14 protein-coding genes are annotated in these 14,338 nt (G+C 70.5%); 6 read left to right on the forward strand and 8 right to left on the reverse strand.

The features are described 5' to 3' along the window. Positions 1 to 118: 118 nt before the first annotated feature. Both ACGF07_RS08875 and ACGF07_RS08880 read right to left on the reverse strand, forming a co-directional pair. Positions 119 to 805, reverse strand: coding sequence for a hypothetical protein (locus tag ACGF07_RS08875; RefSeq protein ID WP_392896760.1), 687 nt, complete (start codon positions 803 to 805; stop codon positions 119 to 121). A gap of 101 nt (positions 806 to 906) precedes the next feature. After that, positions 907 to 1,113 carry a hypothetical protein gene (locus tag ACGF07_RS08880; protein WP_392896762.1) on the reverse strand — a complete coding sequence of 69 codons (207 nt, stop codon included), beginning with the start codon at positions 1,111 to 1,113 and terminating at the stop codon, positions 907 to 909. Positions 1,114 to 1,395: 282 nt separating this feature from the next. Between ACGF07_RS08880 and ACGF07_RS08885 the strand changes: the two genes are divergently transcribed. Beyond that, positions 1,396 to 2,373: a carbohydrate kinase family protein gene (locus tag ACGF07_RS08885; RefSeq protein WP_392896764.1), complete on the forward strand. Its 978-nt coding sequence runs from the start codon at positions 1,396 to 1,398 to the stop codon at positions 2,371 to 2,373. Between the two features lie 9 nt (positions 2,374 to 2,382). Here ACGF07_RS08885 and ACGF07_RS08890 read toward each other — a convergent pair whose 3' ends face one another. Then, entirely contained in the window at positions 2,383 to 3,789 is a 1,407-nt protein-coding gene (locus ACGF07_RS08890; protein ID WP_392896766.1) for a cysteine desulfurase/sulfurtransferase TusA family protein, read from the reverse strand. 370 nt (positions 3,790 to 4,159) lie between these two features. On the opposite strand from ACGF07_RS08890, the gene coxB reads away from it, so the two are divergent. From coxB to ACGF07_RS08910, 4 genes are all read left to right on the forward strand, one after another. Continuing rightward, positions 4,160 to 5,014 (forward strand): cytochrome c oxidase subunit II, encoded by an 855-nt coding sequence (coxB, locus tag ACGF07_RS08895; RefSeq protein WP_350744483.1) that lies wholly within the window; start codon positions 4,160 to 4,162, stop codon positions 5,012 to 5,014. Then, positions 5,011 to 6,786, forward strand: a complete 1,776-nt coding sequence (ctaD, locus tag ACGF07_RS08900) for a cytochrome c oxidase subunit I (protein ID WP_350744485.1) — start codon at positions 5,011 to 5,013, stop codon at positions 6,784 to 6,786. Before coxB ends, ctaD begins: the two co-directional genes overlap by 4 nt. After that, entirely contained in the window at positions 6,786 to 7,202 is a 417-nt protein-coding gene (locus ACGF07_RS08905) for a cytochrome c oxidase subunit 4 (RefSeq protein WP_350744487.1), read from the forward strand. The genes ctaD and ACGF07_RS08905 overlap by 1 nt, the downstream gene beginning before the upstream one ends. Positions 7,203 to 7,370: 168 nt before the next feature. Beyond that, positions 7,371 to 8,624: an Ig-like domain-containing protein gene (locus tag ACGF07_RS08910; protein ID WP_350744489.1), complete on the forward strand. Its 1,254-nt coding sequence runs from the start codon at positions 7,371 to 7,373 to the stop codon at positions 8,622 to 8,624. Positions 8,625 to 8,657: 33 nt separating this feature from the next. On the opposite strand, the gene ACGF07_RS08915 is transcribed toward ACGF07_RS08910, so the two are convergent. From ACGF07_RS08915 to ACGF07_RS08935, 5 genes are all read right to left on the reverse strand, one after another. Further along, positions 8,658 to 9,029 carry a GntR family transcriptional regulator gene (locus tag ACGF07_RS08915; protein ID WP_350744491.1) on the reverse strand — a complete coding sequence of 124 codons (372 nt, stop codon included), beginning with the start codon at positions 9,027 to 9,029 and terminating at the stop codon, positions 8,658 to 8,660. A 126-nt stretch (positions 9,030 to 9,155) separates the two neighbouring features. Beyond that, positions 9,156 to 10,814: a ubiquinol-cytochrome c reductase cytochrome b subunit gene (locus ACGF07_RS08920; RefSeq protein WP_350744493.1), complete on the reverse strand. Its 1,659-nt coding sequence runs from the start codon at positions 10,812 to 10,814 to the stop codon at positions 9,156 to 9,158. After that, complete coding sequence (locus ACGF07_RS08925) at positions 10,811 to 11,863, reverse strand: Rieske 2Fe-2S domain-containing protein (RefSeq protein ID WP_350744495.1); 1,053 nt, start codon at positions 11,861 to 11,863, stop codon at positions 10,811 to 10,813. The genes ACGF07_RS08920 and ACGF07_RS08925 overlap by 4 nt, the downstream gene beginning before the upstream one ends. Before the next feature lie 8 nt (positions 11,864 to 11,871). Next, a complete protein-coding gene (locus ACGF07_RS08930) occupies positions 11,872 to 12,681 on the reverse strand; it encodes a c-type cytochrome (protein ID WP_350744497.1) in 810 nt (269 codons plus the stop codon). Positions 12,682 to 12,868: 187 nt separating this feature from the next. Further along, positions 12,869 to 13,489, reverse strand: coding sequence for a heme-copper oxidase subunit III (locus ACGF07_RS08935; protein ID WP_350744499.1), 621 nt, complete (start codon positions 13,487 to 13,489; stop codon positions 12,869 to 12,871). A gap of 395 nt (positions 13,490 to 13,884) precedes the next feature. On the opposite strand from ACGF07_RS08935, the gene ACGF07_RS08940 reads away from it, so the two are divergent. Next, positions 13,885 to 14,310: a hypothetical protein gene (locus ACGF07_RS08940; RefSeq protein ID WP_392896771.1), complete on the forward strand. Its 426-nt coding sequence runs from the start codon at positions 13,885 to 13,887 to the stop codon at positions 14,308 to 14,310. The last annotated feature ends 28 nt before the right edge of the window (positions 14,311 to 14,338 follow it).

Genomic DNA, 14,338 nt, shown 5'->3' on the forward strand with positions numbered 1-14,338 from the left:
CCCCGGGCCCGGGCCCGGGGGGCCCACCATCCCGGTGCGCCTTACCATTTCCGGGGTGGCGGCGTTCACCCCGCGGGGCGCCCCCGGGCCCCCGGGGGCCCGCCTCGGTGCTTCAGCGCTACTTGGCCGGGCCGTCCGGCGCCACCGGGTCGGGGCCGATGTGGGGGTCGCCCTCCAGCGGCACCTCCTGGCCGCTCGTCCGGTCCACCACCGTCCGCCCGGTCAGCGGCGAGCGCAGGTCGGCGGAGACCGCCTGCCGCTTGGCCAGCGCGGTGCAGACGTGGCCCGGCTGGACGGTCGGCGGGCCCGGCACGACCTCGACGGCTACCGTGCCCGCCTGCGACTCGTCCGCCTTCAACGCGTACGTGGTGCAGACCCCGCCGAAGAAGTAGACGGTCAGCTTGTTGCCGTCCGCCCGGTAGGCGACCGGCGGCCGCACCGCCGTACCGGCCCCGGTGCCGGCCGGGTTCGGCTCACCCGGGGCGATCCCGTTGGCCGGGGGAGTGGCCGCCCCCGACGGCTGCCCGGGGGGCGAGGCCGGGGTGGGCGCTCCGGTCGGCGGCTGCGCCGGCCCGCCGGACGTGCCCGGTGCCGTCCCGGACGGCGTGCCGGAGGCCGACGGGGCTCCGGGGGAGCCGCTCACGGAGTCCGAGGCGGTCGGGCTCGCGGGGGCGGACGGGCGTGCCGAGTCCGCCGAACCCTTGCCGCCCCCGTCGCACCCGGCCACCGTCACCACCGCCGCCAGCACCACGGCCGCCAGGGCCGCCGTCCGTCGACCACGCCGGGGCATCGTCTCCAGATCCATCTGCACATCCTCCCGAGGACTCAGCGGCGCCGCCCCTCGGCCGCTCCGCGCGGATGTGACGTGCCCCGGTCGGATCCGGTTCCGCTTGCGCCCGGGTCGGATCACATGCCGTACTCGGCCATCGCGGCGACCAGCCGCTGCGCCCCGGACGGGACCCGGACGCCGGCGGGCGCCGGAGCGGCCGGCTCCGGGCCCGCCGCGAGCAGCGGCCAGAACCGGCGCAGCCGCCGGGAGGAGGTCACCAGCGCGTCGAGGGTCTCGGCGTCGGCCTCGGTTCCGAGAGCGGACGGCGGGTAGTGCTCGGACATCATCGGGCATCGCTCCGATCCACAGCCGCGGCGGCACTGCCGCGGTCGACGACGGGGGTCCGCCCGGTCCGGCCGGGCCCCTGAGGCCGACCCTAGGCCCGGTCTCCGCACACCCACCAGTGCTACCCGGAGGTAGTACACCTTCGAGCGCAACGGGTGCCACGCTGGCAGGAGGGCGACAGCTCGAGCGCCACTCTTGCTGGCGCACGGTCCCGGCCCGGTACCGTAGGTGGGTTCGTTCGCCCCCGCCCGCTGGCCTTGCTGCCACCCTGAGGAGACCCCGTGCGTATCGCCGTCGCCGGCTCGATCGCCACCGACCACCTGATGACGTTCCCCGGCCGGTTCGCCGACCAGCTCGTCGCCGAGCAGCTCCACACCGTGTCGCTGTCGTTCCTGGTCGACGCCCTGGACATCCGCCGCGGCGGTGTCGCGCCGAACATCGCGTTCGGCATGGGCGTGCTCGGGCTCCGGCCCATCCTGGTCGGCGCCGCCGGTGCGGACTTCGCCGAGTACCGCAGCTGGCTGGAGCGCAACAACGTGGACTGCGACTCGGTCCACATCTCCGAGACCCGGCACACCGCCCGCTTCATGTGCACCACGGACGAGGACCACAACCAGATCGCCTCGTTCTACACCGGCGCCATGGCCGAGGCCCGCAACATCGAGCTCAAGCCGATCGCCGACCGCGTGGGCGGCCTGGACCTCGTCCTGGTCGGCGCCGACGACCCGCAGGGCATGGTCCGCCACACCCAGGAGTGCCGTACCCGCGGCTACGCCTTCGCCGCCGACCCCTCCCAGCAGCTGGCCCGCCTGGAGGGCGACGACATCCGCGAGCTGGTGGACGGCGCCGCGTACCTGTTCACCAACGAGTACGAGGCCGCGCTGATCGAGAACAAGACCGGCTGGGGCGCCGACGAACTGCTCACCCGGGTCGGCACCCGGATCACCACCCTGGGCAGCAAGGGCGTCCGGATCGACCGCAAGGGCGAGGCCCCGATCACCGTCGGCTGTGCGCGCGAGGAGGCCAAGGTCGACCCGACCGGCGTCGGCGACGCCTTCCGGGCCGGTTTCCTCACCGGCCTGTCCTGGCAGCTCGACCTCGAGCGCTCCGCCCAGCTCGGCTGCATGCTCGCCACCCTGGTGATCGAGACCGTCGGCACCCAGGAGTACGAGCTGCGCCCGGCCGCCTTCACCCGGCGCTTCGAGGAGAACTACGGCGCCGCGGCCGCCGCGGACATCCGCGCCCACCTGGTCAAGTAGTCCGCCCGGTCAGGAGCGGCGCACCACCAGGTAGGCCGAGCCCCGGTCGCCGCCGTACTCGGCGGCCGGGGCCTCGCCCGCGTACTCCTGCCCGCGCATCCCGCACCAGGCGGGGATGTCCAGCCGGGCCGCCTCGTCGTCCGCCAGGACGGCGACCGTCCCGCCCACGGGCACCTCCCCGATGCGCTTCGCCAGCTCGATGACCGGCAGCGGGCACCGCTGTCCCAGGGCGTCGAGGACGAGGGTCTGCGCCGCCGGTTCCGGCCGCGGCTCCCGGTGCGGCGCCGGCAGGTCCAGCCCGAGCGGCGCCCGGACCCCCGCCACCAGGTCCGGCAGCACGGCGAGGAAGCGCTCCACGTCCGCCTCGGCCGTCCCGTACGGCAGGGACACCCGGACGTTGCCCTCGGTGAGCACCCCCATCGCGGCGAGCACATGGCTCGGCGTCAGCGTGGAGGAGGTGCAGGAGGAGCCCGAGGAGACCGCGAAGCCGGCCCGGTCCAGCTCGGTGAGCAGCACTTCGCCGTCCACGTAGAGGCAGGAGAAGGTGACGATGTGCGGCAGCCGCCGCACCGGGTCGCCGACCACCTCGACCTCGGGCACCAGCTGCGGCACCCGGGCCCGGATCCGCTCCACCAGGGCGTGCAGCCGGGCGTTCTCGCCGTCCGCCTCGGCCCGGACGGCGCGCAGCGAGGCGGCGGCGGCCACGATCGCCGGGACGTTGACGTAGCCGGGCACCCGGCCGCCCTCGCGCTCGTCGGCCGGCAGCGGCGAGGAGTACCGGACCCCCTTGCGGACGGCGAGGACCCCGACGCCGGACGGGCCGCCCCACTTGTGGGCGCTCGCGGTGAGCAGCGACCAGCCCGCGGGGACGTCCATCCGGCCGACGCTCTGCGCCGCGTCCACCAGCAGCGGCACCCCGGCGTCGGCGCACAGCGCGGCGACCTCGCCGACCGGTTGGACGGTCCCGACCTCGTGGTTGGCGCTCTGCAGCACGGCCAGCGCGGTGTCCGGGCGCAGCAGGGCGCCGAAGGCCGCCGGGTCGACCCGCCCGGTGCGGTCCACCGGGGCCACCGAGACCTCGCCGCCCTCGGTCTCCCGGCGCTCGGCGACGTGCAGCACGCTGGAGTGCTCCACCGCGGAGTGCACCAGGTGCCCGCCGCGCCGCCGGTTCCCGGTCAGCGCGCCCAGCATCCCGAGCTGCACGGCCTGGGTCCCGCTGGCGGTGAAGGCGATCTCGTCGGTCCGGGCGCCCAGGACGGCGGCCACCGTCTCGCGGGCGGCGTCCAGCAGCATCCGGGCCTGCCGGCCGGAGCGGTACAGCCGGGCCGGATCGGCCCAGCCCTCGTCCAGGGCGGCGGTCAGGGCCTGCCGCGCGACGGGGTGCAGGGGGGCCGTCGAAGCCACGTCGAAGTACACGGTCTCATTTAACGCCACACCCGCGGGCCCGTCCGCGGCCGCCGTACCGCTCACCGGCCGTCAGTCGATCACCCCGAATGTCCGCTTCGTCCGCGACCGACGGGCCGTCAGCCGCGTTGTCCGAAGTCATCCCCCGATCGGGCGTAACGACCTCGAATGCCTACGATGACCTGCGGCGCAGCCACCGCCGGGCCTGATCGGGCGACCGGGCGGCGCGTTACCGGGGGCTGCCCGTCAGGAGCGCATAAGGCTGGAGTAGGGTTTGGCCCGCATAAGCATTCAAACCGTGCCCGTGGACGGGTCGCCGGGGAGGCTCACTGACCTCCTTCGGTGCGACGCGAAGGCGGGCGAGACTTCGGGAAGGCGCTACGTGAGTCCCAACGGCTCCGACCGCTCGCCGCGGCGCACGATGCGGCGGAAGCTGCCTCAGGCGCTGGCACTGGGCCTCGTCATCGCGACCGCCACCGGCTGCTCGGCCAACGACCTCCCCAGGCTTGGCCTCCCGAGCCCCGTCACCAAGGAAGGGCCCATGGTCCTCCAGATGTGGCAGGGCTCCTGGATCGCGGCGCTGGTGGTCGGCGTACTGATGTGGGGTCTGATCATCTGGAGCGTGATCTTCCACCGGCGCAAGCGCACCGGTGTGGAGATCCCTCCGCAGACCCGGTACAACGTGCCCATCGAGGCGCTCTACACCGCGGTCCCCATCATCATCGTCTCGGTCCTCTTCTACTTCGTCGCCCGCGACGAGGCGAAGCTGACGCAGGTCTCCGCGAAGCCGCAGCACTACGTCAACGTGGTGGGCTTCCAGTGGAGCTGGGCGTTCAACTACGAGAACACCGAGACGCCCGACCCGGCCAACAAGGACGCCGCGTACGACGTCGGTACGCCCAAGGACGCTCCGACGCTCTGGCTGCCGGTCAACGAGACGGTGCAGTTCCGGCTCACCTCTCGTGACGTCATCCACGACTTCTGGCCCGTCAACTTCATGATGAAGATGGACGTCGTGCCGGGCGTGGTGAACAAGTTCGAGGTCACCCCCACCGTCAAGGGCGAGTACAGGGGCAAGTGCGCCGAACTCTGCGGCGAGGACCACTCGCGCATGCTGTTCAACGTCAAGGTCGTCGATCGCGCCGACTACGACAAGCACCTGGCCGACCTGCGTGCCAAGGGCCAGAACGGCGCGGTGCCGTCCGGCCTCATCACCATGGGAAGTGAAGCGAAGTGACCATCCTCAACGAGCCCGCCGCGGCCGGCGGGGGCGCCGAGGCCGTCACGGTCGGGGCGCAGCGGACCCGCAAGCCGGGTTCGACCATCATCAAGTGGTTGACCACCACTGACCACAAGACGATCGGCACCCTGTACCTGGGCACGTCGTTCGCCTTCTTCCTGATCGGCGGCATCCTCGCCCTGGTCATGCGTGCCGAGCTGGCTCGTCCCGGGACCCAGATCCTGTCGAACGAGCAGTTCAACCAGGCGTTCACGATGCACGGCACGATCATGCTGCTGATGTTCGCGACGCCGCTGTTCGCGGGCTTCGCGAACTGGATCATGCCGCTGCAGATCGGCTCCCCGGACGTGGCGTTCCCGCGTCTGAACATGTTCGCGTACTGGCTGTACCTCTTCGGTTCGACCATCGCGGTCTGCGGCTTCCTGACCCCGAACGGCGCCGCCGACTTCGGCTGGTTCGCCTACTCCCCGCTGTCGGACGCGGTGCACTCGCCCGGCGTCGGCGGCGACATGTGGATCATGGGTCTGGCCTTCTCCGGCTTCGGCACGATCCTCGGTGCGGTCAACTTCATCACCACGATCATCTGCATGCGCGCTCCGGGCATGACGATGTTCCGGATGTCGATCTTCGTCTGGAACGTCCTGCTGACCTCGGTGCTGGTCCTGCTGGCCTTCCCGGTCCTGGCCGCCGCGCTGTTCGCCCTGGAGGCCGACCGCAAGTTCGGGGCCCACGTCTTCGACCCGGCCAACGGCGGGGCGTTGCTGTGGCAGCACCTGTTCTGGTTCTTCGGCCACCCCGAGGTGTACATCATCGCGCTGCCGTTCTTCGGCATCGTGTCCGAGATCGTCCCGGTCTTCAGCCGCAAGCCGATGTTCGGCTACTCCGGCCTGATCGCGGCCACCATCGCGATCGCCGGTCTGTCCGTGACGGTGTGGGCGCACCACATGTACGTCACCGGGCAAGTGCTGCTGCCGTTCTTCTCGTTCATGACCTTCCTGATCGCGGTCCCGACCGGTGTGAAGTTCTTCAACTGGGTCGGCACCATGTGGAAGGGCTCGCTGAGCTTCGAGACGCCGATGCTGTGGACGGTCGGCTTCCTGGTCACCTTCCTCTTCGGTGGTCTGACCGGTGTCCTGCTGGCCTCGCCGCCGATCGACTTCCACGTCTCGGACTCGTACTTCGTCGTCGCCCACTTCCACTACGTGGTCTTCGGCACCGTCGTCTTCGCGATGTTCGCCGGCTTCCACTTCTGGTGGCCGAAGATGACCGGCAAGATGCTGGACGAGCGCCTCGGAAAGATCACCTTCTGGACGCTGTTCGTCGGCTTCCACACCACCTTCCTGGTGCAGCACTGGCTCGGCGCGGAGGGCATGCCCCGCCGCTACGCCGACTACCTGGCCTCGGACGGCTTCACCACCCTGAACACCGTCTCGACCATCGGCTCCTTCGTGCTCGGCCTGTCGATCCTGCCGTTCCTCTACAACGTCTGGAAGACCGCCAAGTACGGCGAGAAGGTCACCGTGGACGACCCGTGGGGCTTCGGCCGCTCGCTGGAGTGGGCGACCTCCTGCCCGCCGCCGCGGCACAACTTCCTCACCCTGCCCCGGATCCGCTCCGAATCCCCGGCCTTCGACCTCCACCACCCGGAGATCGCCGCGCTGGACTACCTCGAGAACCACGGTGAGGCGGCCAAGCACTTCGCCGGTGTGACCCCGGCGAAGTACGACGCCCCCAAGCTGGGCAAGGGCGAGAAGGAGGGCGACGCCTGATGAAGGAACAGGGAAAGATCTTCCTCGGTCTGGCCGTCTTCGTGCTGGCCATGGCCATCACCTACGGGCTGTGGACCAACAACTCGGGCCCCGGCCTGGAGGCCGCCGGCACCACGGCGCTGTTCCTGGCCTTCGCCCTCTGCGCCTTCATCGGGTACTACCTCGCCTTCACCGCCCGCCGGGTGGACAGCGGCGCGGGTGACAACCCCGAGGCCGAGGTCGCGGACGACTCCGGCGAGCTGGGCTTCTTCGCCCCGCACAGCTGGCAGCCGCTCTCGCTGGCGCTCGGTGGCGCGCTCGCCTTCCTGGGCGTGATCTTCGGCTGGTGGCTGATGTTCTGGGCCGCCCCGATCATCATGATCGGCATCTTCGGATGGGTTTTCGAGTTCTACCGCGGCGAGAACCAGAACCAGTAGGTTCCGCTTCCGCCGACAGGGCCGGTTCCCCGCAAGGGGGGACCGGCCCTGCTGCGTCCGGGGAGTGACGACCTCACTCGCGCGGGCCAACGGTGGATCGCTCGGATGTCGCTCGAACCAGGGTGTTCCTACGATCTGATCAATCGTGCGAATACCTGGGAGGCGGCCATGGCCGACAGGCGCGGAATCGCAGGAATCGGCGGCATCTCGCTGACCCTCGCAGTGCTGGCCCCGCTGGCCGCCTGCTCCTCCGGCGACGAGGAGTCCCGGCCCCACCGGATCGACGCGGCCCGGCTCGTCCGCCTCTCCGCCGAGGACAAGGCCGACCCCTCGAAGCCGGTCACGGTGACGGCGGTCGACGGCAGCCGGCTCACCGACGTGACGGTGGTCGGCCCGGACGGGCGGGTGGTGGCCGGCAAGCTCGCCGACGACCAGCGCAGCTGGCAGACCACCGGCCGGTTGAAGGCCGGCACCACGTACGCCGTGCGGGTCTCCGCCGACGACGGCAGGAACGGCCGCGGCGACGGCACCGTCAACTTCAGCACGCTGGCCGCCCAGCGCCTGCTCACCGCCAAGCTGGGCCCGGACTCCTCCGGCAGCGGCGTCTACGGCGTCGGCCAGCCGCTCACCGTCCAGCTCTCCGAGGCGGTGAAGGACCCGCAGGCCCGCCAGGAGGTCGAGCGGGCCCTGACGGTGACCTCCCAGCCCGCCGTCACCGGCGCCTGGTACTGGGTGGACGACAAGAACCTGCACTTCCGGCCGGAGGACTACTGGCCCGCCGGGACGGCCGTCACCCTGGCCTTCGACGGCACCGGCACCCGGATCTCGGACGGGCTCTACGGCGGCGACCGCAGCTCCCTGCGGCTGCGGATCGGCGAGCGGGTCGAGTCGGTGGTCGACGCGGCCGCCCACGAACTCACCCTCAAGCGTGACGGCCAGGTCGTCCGGAGCATCCCGGTCACCACCGGCAAGCCCGGCTTCGACACCCGCAACGGCATCAAGGTGGTGCTCGGCCAGGAGCGTTCCGTCCGGATGAGCGGCGAGACGATCGGCATAGCCGCCGGCAGCTCGGAGTCCTACGACCTCGACGTCAAGTGGGCCACCCGGGTGACCTGGAGCGGCGAGTACGTGCACGCGGCACCCTGGTCGGTCGGCTCGCAGGGCGTGGAGAACGTCAGCCACGGCTGCACCGGCATGAGCACCGACAACGCCAAGTGGTTCTACGACAACACCCGGGTCGGGGACCTGGTGACGGTGGTGAACAGCCTCGGCTCCACCATGGAGCCCTTCGGCAACGGCTTCGGCGACTGGAACGTGACCTGGACGGACTGGGTCAAGCACAGCGCCCTCGGACAGGCCGTCAGCACCACCCCGCCGGCCGCCCAGGCCCCGGCCTCGGGCATGGTGCGCCCGGAGGTCTAGGCCGCCGGACGCTCCCCGCAGGAGGCCCCCGGCTCAGGCCCCGGGGTAGGCCAGCCCCAGCGCGGTGACCACCGCCGCCAGGGCGTCCTCACGGGACAGGCCCAGCCGGCTCGCCCGCTCGGCGTACTCACCGGCGGCCTCCGCGGCCAGCCGGTGGGCGGCGTCCCCGGTGGCGGCGATCAGGGTCCCGCGCCGGCCGTGGGTCTCCACCACGCCGTCCGCCTCCAGCTCCCGGTAGGCCCGCGCCACCGTCCCGGCGGCGAGCCCCAGCTCCTCGGCCAGCGCCCGGACGGTCGGCAGCCGCAGCCCGGTCGGCAGCTCGCCGGAGCGGGCCCGTTCGGCGATCTGGGCGCGGATCTGCTCGTACGGGGGAGTGGCGGCGGCGGGGTCGACGGACAGCTGCACGGGGGCTCCTGGAGGCGGTGCGGTCGGGGAGAGCGGGACGGGAACGCGGTACGGGAAAGCCCGAGGGCCGCCGACCAGATGAACTCTGGTGGGCGGCCCTCGGGGTGACGCGGGGTGCGTACGGGATCAGTGGTGGCCGTGGCCGCTGGTGATCTCGTGGTGCTCCTCGGCGGTCGGCTTGGGGATCTGGCTGCCCTCGCCGTAGAAGCCGCGGGAGAGCTTGGCCCGGGTCCGGGTGACGACGCCGGCCTTGCGGGCCACGCCGTTCTCGTCCGTCTGGGCCGGCAGCTGGACCGGCTGGTGCTGCTCGTGCGCCGTGAGCTTGTACAGGTCCTTCTGCGGCAGCTGGGCGTGGACCTCGACGAACTCACCGTGCGGCAGGCGCTTGATGACGCCCGTCTCGCGGCCGTGCAGCACCTTGTCCTTGTCACGGCGCTGGAGGCCGAGGCACCAGCGCTTGGTGACGATGAAGGTGAGGACCGGCACGACGAAGAAGCCGACGCGCACGAAGTAGGTGATCGAGTTGATCGACAGGTGCAGGTGGGTGGCGAACAGGTCGTTGCCACCACCGACCAGCAGCACCAGGTACAGGCTGATCCAGGCGGCACCCAGGGCGGTGCGGACCGGGGCGTTGCGCGGGCGGTCCAGGATGTGGTGCTCGCGCTTGTCGCCGGTGATCCAGCCCTCGATGAACGGGTAGACCGCGATCGCGACCAGGACCAGCGGGAAGATCATCAGCGGGACGAAGACACCCAGGTTCAGGGTGTGGCCCCACAGGTTGATCTCCCAGCCCGGCATGACGCGGATCAGGCCCTCGGAGAAGCCCATGTACCAGTCGGGCTGGGCGTCGGTCGACACCTGGTCCGGGCGGTACGGTCCGTAGGCCCAGATCGGGTTGATCGTGGCGATCGCCGAGATGGCCGCGATGAGGCCGAACACCAGGAAGAAGAAGCCACCGGCCTTGGCCATGTAGACCGGCATCAGCGGCATGCCGACGACGTTCTTCTCGGTCTTGCCCGGGCCCGCCCACTGGGTGTGCTTGTGGTAGAAGACCAGGATCAGGTGCGCCACCAGCAGGCCGAGCATGATGCCCGGGATCAGCAGCACGTGGATGGTGAAGAACCGCGGCACGATGTCGTGGCCGGGGAACTCGCCCCCGAACAGGAACATCTGGATGTAGGTGCCGACCAGCGGGACCGCGAGGATCGCGCCTTCCATGAAGCGGATGCCGGTGCCCGACAGCAGGTCGTCCGGCAGCGAGTAGCCGAAGAAGCCGTCGAACATGCCCAGGACCAGCAGCAGGAAGCCGAAGACCCAGTTGATCTCACGCGGCTTGCGGAACGCGCCGGTGAAGAACACGCGCATCATGTGGACGAGCATCGCGGCCACGAAGACCAGGGCGGCCCAGTGGTGGATCTGGCGGATCAGCAGACCGCCGCGCACCTCGAAGCTGATGTCCACCGTGGAGGCGTAGGCCTCCGACATCCCGATGCCCTTGAGCGGCACGTACGAGCCGTTGTAGACGACCTCGGCCATCGACGGCTTGAAGAACAGCGTCAGGTAGACACCGGTCAGGATGATGATGATGAACGTGTAGAGGCAGATCTCGCCCAGCATGAAGGACCAGTGGTCCGGGAAGATCTTGCGCAGGTTGGCCTTGGCGAGGGAGTAGATCCCCAGCCGGCCGTCCGTCCAGTCAGCCGCGGCCTCCCACTTGTTGGCGGGCTTGGCGCGCGTGCTGGAGGGCTTGGCGGCACCGGTCGTGGTGCTGCTCGCGCTACTCATCGAGCACGCTCCCAGTAGCTCGGGCCGACAGGCTTCTCGAAGTCGCCGGTGGCGACCAGGTTGCCCTTTTCGTCAGTGGTGATCTTCAGCTGCGGCAGCGGGTGGCCGGCCGGGCCGAAGATGACGCGCGCGCCGTCCGCCAGGTCGAAGGTCGACTGGTGGCAGGGGCAGAGCGCGTGGTGGGTCTGCTGCTCGTAGAGGCTGATCGGGCAGCCGACGTGGGTGCAGATCTTCGAGTAGGCGAGGATGCCCTCGAAGCCGAGGTCGCGGGACTTGTCGTCCTTGATGTCCTCCGGCGCGATGCGCACCAGCATCAGGGCGTCCTTGGCGATCCGCTGCTGGAAGTCCTCGCTGTGGGTGGTCAGACCCTCCGGCATGGCGAAGGTCAGCGAGCCGACGGCGATGTCCTCGGGCTTCATCGGCTGCATCGTGTTCATGTTGATGAGCGGCAGCGGCTTGGCCGGGGTCGCCTCCTTCCAGCCCGTCTCCTTGAGCTTCTTCTCCGGGAGGGGACCCAGGTCGCGGAGCAGGACCACGCCGGAGAGCGGGACCAGCGCCATCGAACCGATGAGGGTGTTGCGGATCATCTTGCGGCGACCGAAGCCGGACTCGGCGGCACCGGTCTTGAACTGCTCGATGACGTCGGCGCGAACCTCGTCGGAGGCCTCGATCGGGTGGCGCTCGGACGGCATCTCGACGTCCGACATCAGGGTGCGGGCCCAGTGGACCGCGCCCGCGCCGATCATGAAGAGGGCGACGCCCAGGGTCAGGCCGAGCGCGAAGTTCAGCGCGCTGACCGTGCCCAGCGGGAAGATGTAGACGAGCTTGTCCGGGTCGATGGCCACGTACGAGGCGATGAAGCCGATGGTGGCGAGCATCGAGACCACGAACATCAGCGAGACCTGGCGCTCCGCGCGCTTGGCGGCCCGCTCGTCGATGTCGGTACGACGGGGCTCGTGGGCCGGCAGGCCCGGGTCGGCGAAGGGGTTGCCGTGCTCGGCGACCTCGCCGGCGGAGCCGTGGGGCTCCGGGAGCTTCTCTTCTGACATGTCGTGGCTCATGACTTCTTGGCCTTGGTGGTGTGGGCGGCGACCCAGATCGCGACCGCGATGAGCGTGCCGAGGCCGAAGATCCAGCCGAACAGGCCCTCGGTCACCGGACCGAGGCTGCCCAGGGTGAGACCGCCGGGGTTGGGCTCATCGTTGGTGGTGTGGCGGACGAAGGCCACGATCTGCTTCTTCTGCTCCTCGGGCATGGTGGTGTCCGGGAACGACGGCATGTTCTGCGGGCCGGTCTGCATGGCCTCGTAGATGTGCTTGGCGTCCACGCCCTCCAGCGACGGGGCGTACTTGCCCTTGGTCAGGGCACCACCCTGGCCGGCGAAGTTGTGGCACTGGGCGCAGTTGGTGCGGAACAGCTCGCCACCCTTGGAGATGTCCTCGGGGTCGGTCGAGGTGTACTGCTTCTGGTCCGGAGTGACCGGGCCGGGGCCGAGGGAGGCGACGAAGGCGGCGAGCTGGTCGATCTCCGCCTGCGTGTAGATGTTCTTCTTGCGCGGAACCTGGGCGCCGGGCTGCTGGGCCGGCATGCGGCCGGTGCCGACCTGGAAGTCGACGGCGGCGGAGCCCACGCCGACCAGGCTCGGACCGTCGCTGCCGCCCTGGCCGTTCAGGCCGTGGCAGGAGGAGCAGCCCACGGCGAAGAGCTTCTTGCCCTCATCGATCGCGAGCGACTGCGCGGCGACGTCGGCCTGCGCCTTGTCGGCGGGCGCGAACGCGGCGTACAGCCCCCCGGTTGCCGCCAGGGCGAGAAGTAGGACGACCAGCGCCGCCAATGGGTGGCGCCGTCGTGCGGAGAGCTTTTTCACGGAATAACCCCGGTGTCAGGATCTGGTCGACTGGTGGGTGCACCCGGCGGCCGGTCTGGCCGGCACGAGGCTGCCTGTCCAAGGCTGCGCGCGCGGTCGGTCGGTGGGAGCGTCGGCACCGGCAGAAGCGGCCCGTCGCCGGTGAGGGCGGGGGCCGCAGCCGGTGGCCAGCGACCTGATCAGCTGGTTACTTGATCAGGTAGATGGTCGCGAACAGGCCGATCCACACGACGTCGACGAAGTGCCAGTAGTACGACACGACGATCGCGGCGGTGGCCTGCTCGTGCGTGAAGCGCTTGGCTGCGTACGTCCGTCCCAGGACCAGCAGGAAGGCGATCAGACCACCCGTCACGTGCAGCCCGTGGAAGCCGGTGGTCAGGTAGAACACCGTGCCGTACGGGTCGGAGGACAGCGACAGGCCGTCCTTCTTGACCAGCTCGGTGTACTCGTAGACCTGGCCGCCGATGAAGATCGCGCCCATCATGAACGTGATGACGAACCACATGCGGAGCTTCTTCACGTCCCCGCGCTCGGCGGCGAACACGCCGAGCTGGCAGGTGAGCGAGGAGAGCACCAGGATGGTCGTGTTGACCGAGGAGAAGCCCACGTTCAGGGCGTGCGCCTTCTCGGTCCAGAACTCGGCTCCCTTGACGGAGCGGAGCGTGAAGTACATCGCGAAGAGGGCCGCGAAGAACATCAACTCGGAACTGAGCCAGACGATCGTTCCGACGCTGACCATGTTCGGTCGGTTGACCGATCCGTGCGCGTGCCCGGTTTCTACTGCTGTTGCTGTCGCCACGACGGACATTATGTCGGTCCCTTATTCCGTCTTCACGCCGGGGGGTGTCCCTCGGAGTGTCCGGTGCGTGCGGTATGCCCGCTTGGCGGTCGGCCGGGAGTCCGGACGGGGGCCGAGCTGCGGCGTGTCCCTTTTCTGACGGTTCCTCGACGGGCCCGCGACCCCTCTGCGCGGCGGGTCGCTGCACGGTCGGCGGAGCGTCCTGTTGTAGGGGACGGGGGCCGCATCGGCCGTCCGGGTGGTCTGGCCGCGCCAGGGTGACGGGCCGTCCTCCGGGCGGGTGAGCCGCGGGCGCGGCGGCTTGAGCAGGAACGTGCGCGAGGGGGGCCCGGAACCGGGGGGAACGGGGGTAGCATCCGGATCAGGTGAACGTGGTCCGGATCACACTTGAGGGAGCAGGGCCCATGGCGTACACGACCGACGAGACGCTCACCGTCCTCGTCTACAGCGACGACCGCAACACCCGCGAGGAGGTGCTGACGGCGCTCGGCCGCAGGCCCGCCGACGATCTTCCGGAGCTGTCCTACCTGGAGTGCGCGACCACCCCCGCGGTGCTCAAGGCGCTCGAGAAGGGCGGTGTCGACCTCTGCATCCTGGACGGCGAGGCGGTGCCGGCCGGCGGGCTCGGCCTCGGGCGCCAGCTCAAGGACGAGATCTACGGGTGCCCGCCGGTCCTGGTGCTGATCGGCCGGCCGCAGGACTCCTGGCTCGCCGCCTGGAGCCGGGCCGACGCCGCGATCTCCCGCCCGGTGGACCCGGTCGCCCTGGCCGCGGCGGTCGCCACCCTGCTGCGGGCGCGACTGGCCAAGCGGGCACCGGCCGCCCGCTGAGCGGTGCCGTCTCAGTAGTAGAGAAGAC

The organism is Kitasatospora sp. NPDC048194 (assembly GCF_043202455.1).
Classification (GTDB): domain Bacteria; phylum Actinomycetota; class Actinomycetes; order Streptomycetales; family Streptomycetaceae; genus Kitasatospora.

What these genes read in the sequence shown, in the direction of transcription:
- ACGF07_RS08940 (WP_392896771.1), top strand. Translation starts at nt 13,885, where the DNA reads ATGGCGTACACGACCGACGAGACGCTCACCGTCCTCGTCTACAGCGAC.
- ACGF07_RS08920 (WP_350744493.1), bottom strand. Translation starts at nt 10,814, where the DNA reads ATGAGTAGCGCGAGCAGCACCACGACCGGTGCCGCCAAGCCCTCCAGC.
- ACGF07_RS08905 (WP_350744487.1), top strand. Translation starts at nt 6,786, where the DNA reads ATGAAGGAACAGGGAAAGATCTTCCTCGGTCTGGCCGTCTTCGTGCTG.
- ACGF07_RS08935 (WP_350744499.1), bottom strand. Translation starts at nt 13,489, where the DNA reads ATGTCCGTCGTGGCGACAGCAACAGCAGTAGAAACCGGGCACGCGCAC.
- ACGF07_RS08925 (WP_350744495.1), bottom strand. Translation starts at nt 11,863, where the DNA reads ATGTCAGAAGAGAAGCTCCCGGAGCCCCACGGCTCCGCCGGCGAGGTC.
- ACGF07_RS08875 (WP_392896760.1), bottom strand. Translation starts at nt 805, where the DNA reads ATGGATCTGGAGACGATGCCCCGGCGTGGTCGACGGACGGCGGCCCTG.
- ACGF07_RS08880 (WP_392896762.1), bottom strand. Translation starts at nt 1,113, where the DNA reads ATGTCCGAGCACTACCCGCCGTCCGCTCTCGGAACCGAGGCCGACGCC.
- ACGF07_RS08910 (WP_350744489.1), top strand. Translation starts at nt 7,371, where the DNA reads ATGGCCGACAGGCGCGGAATCGCAGGAATCGGCGGCATCTCGCTGACC.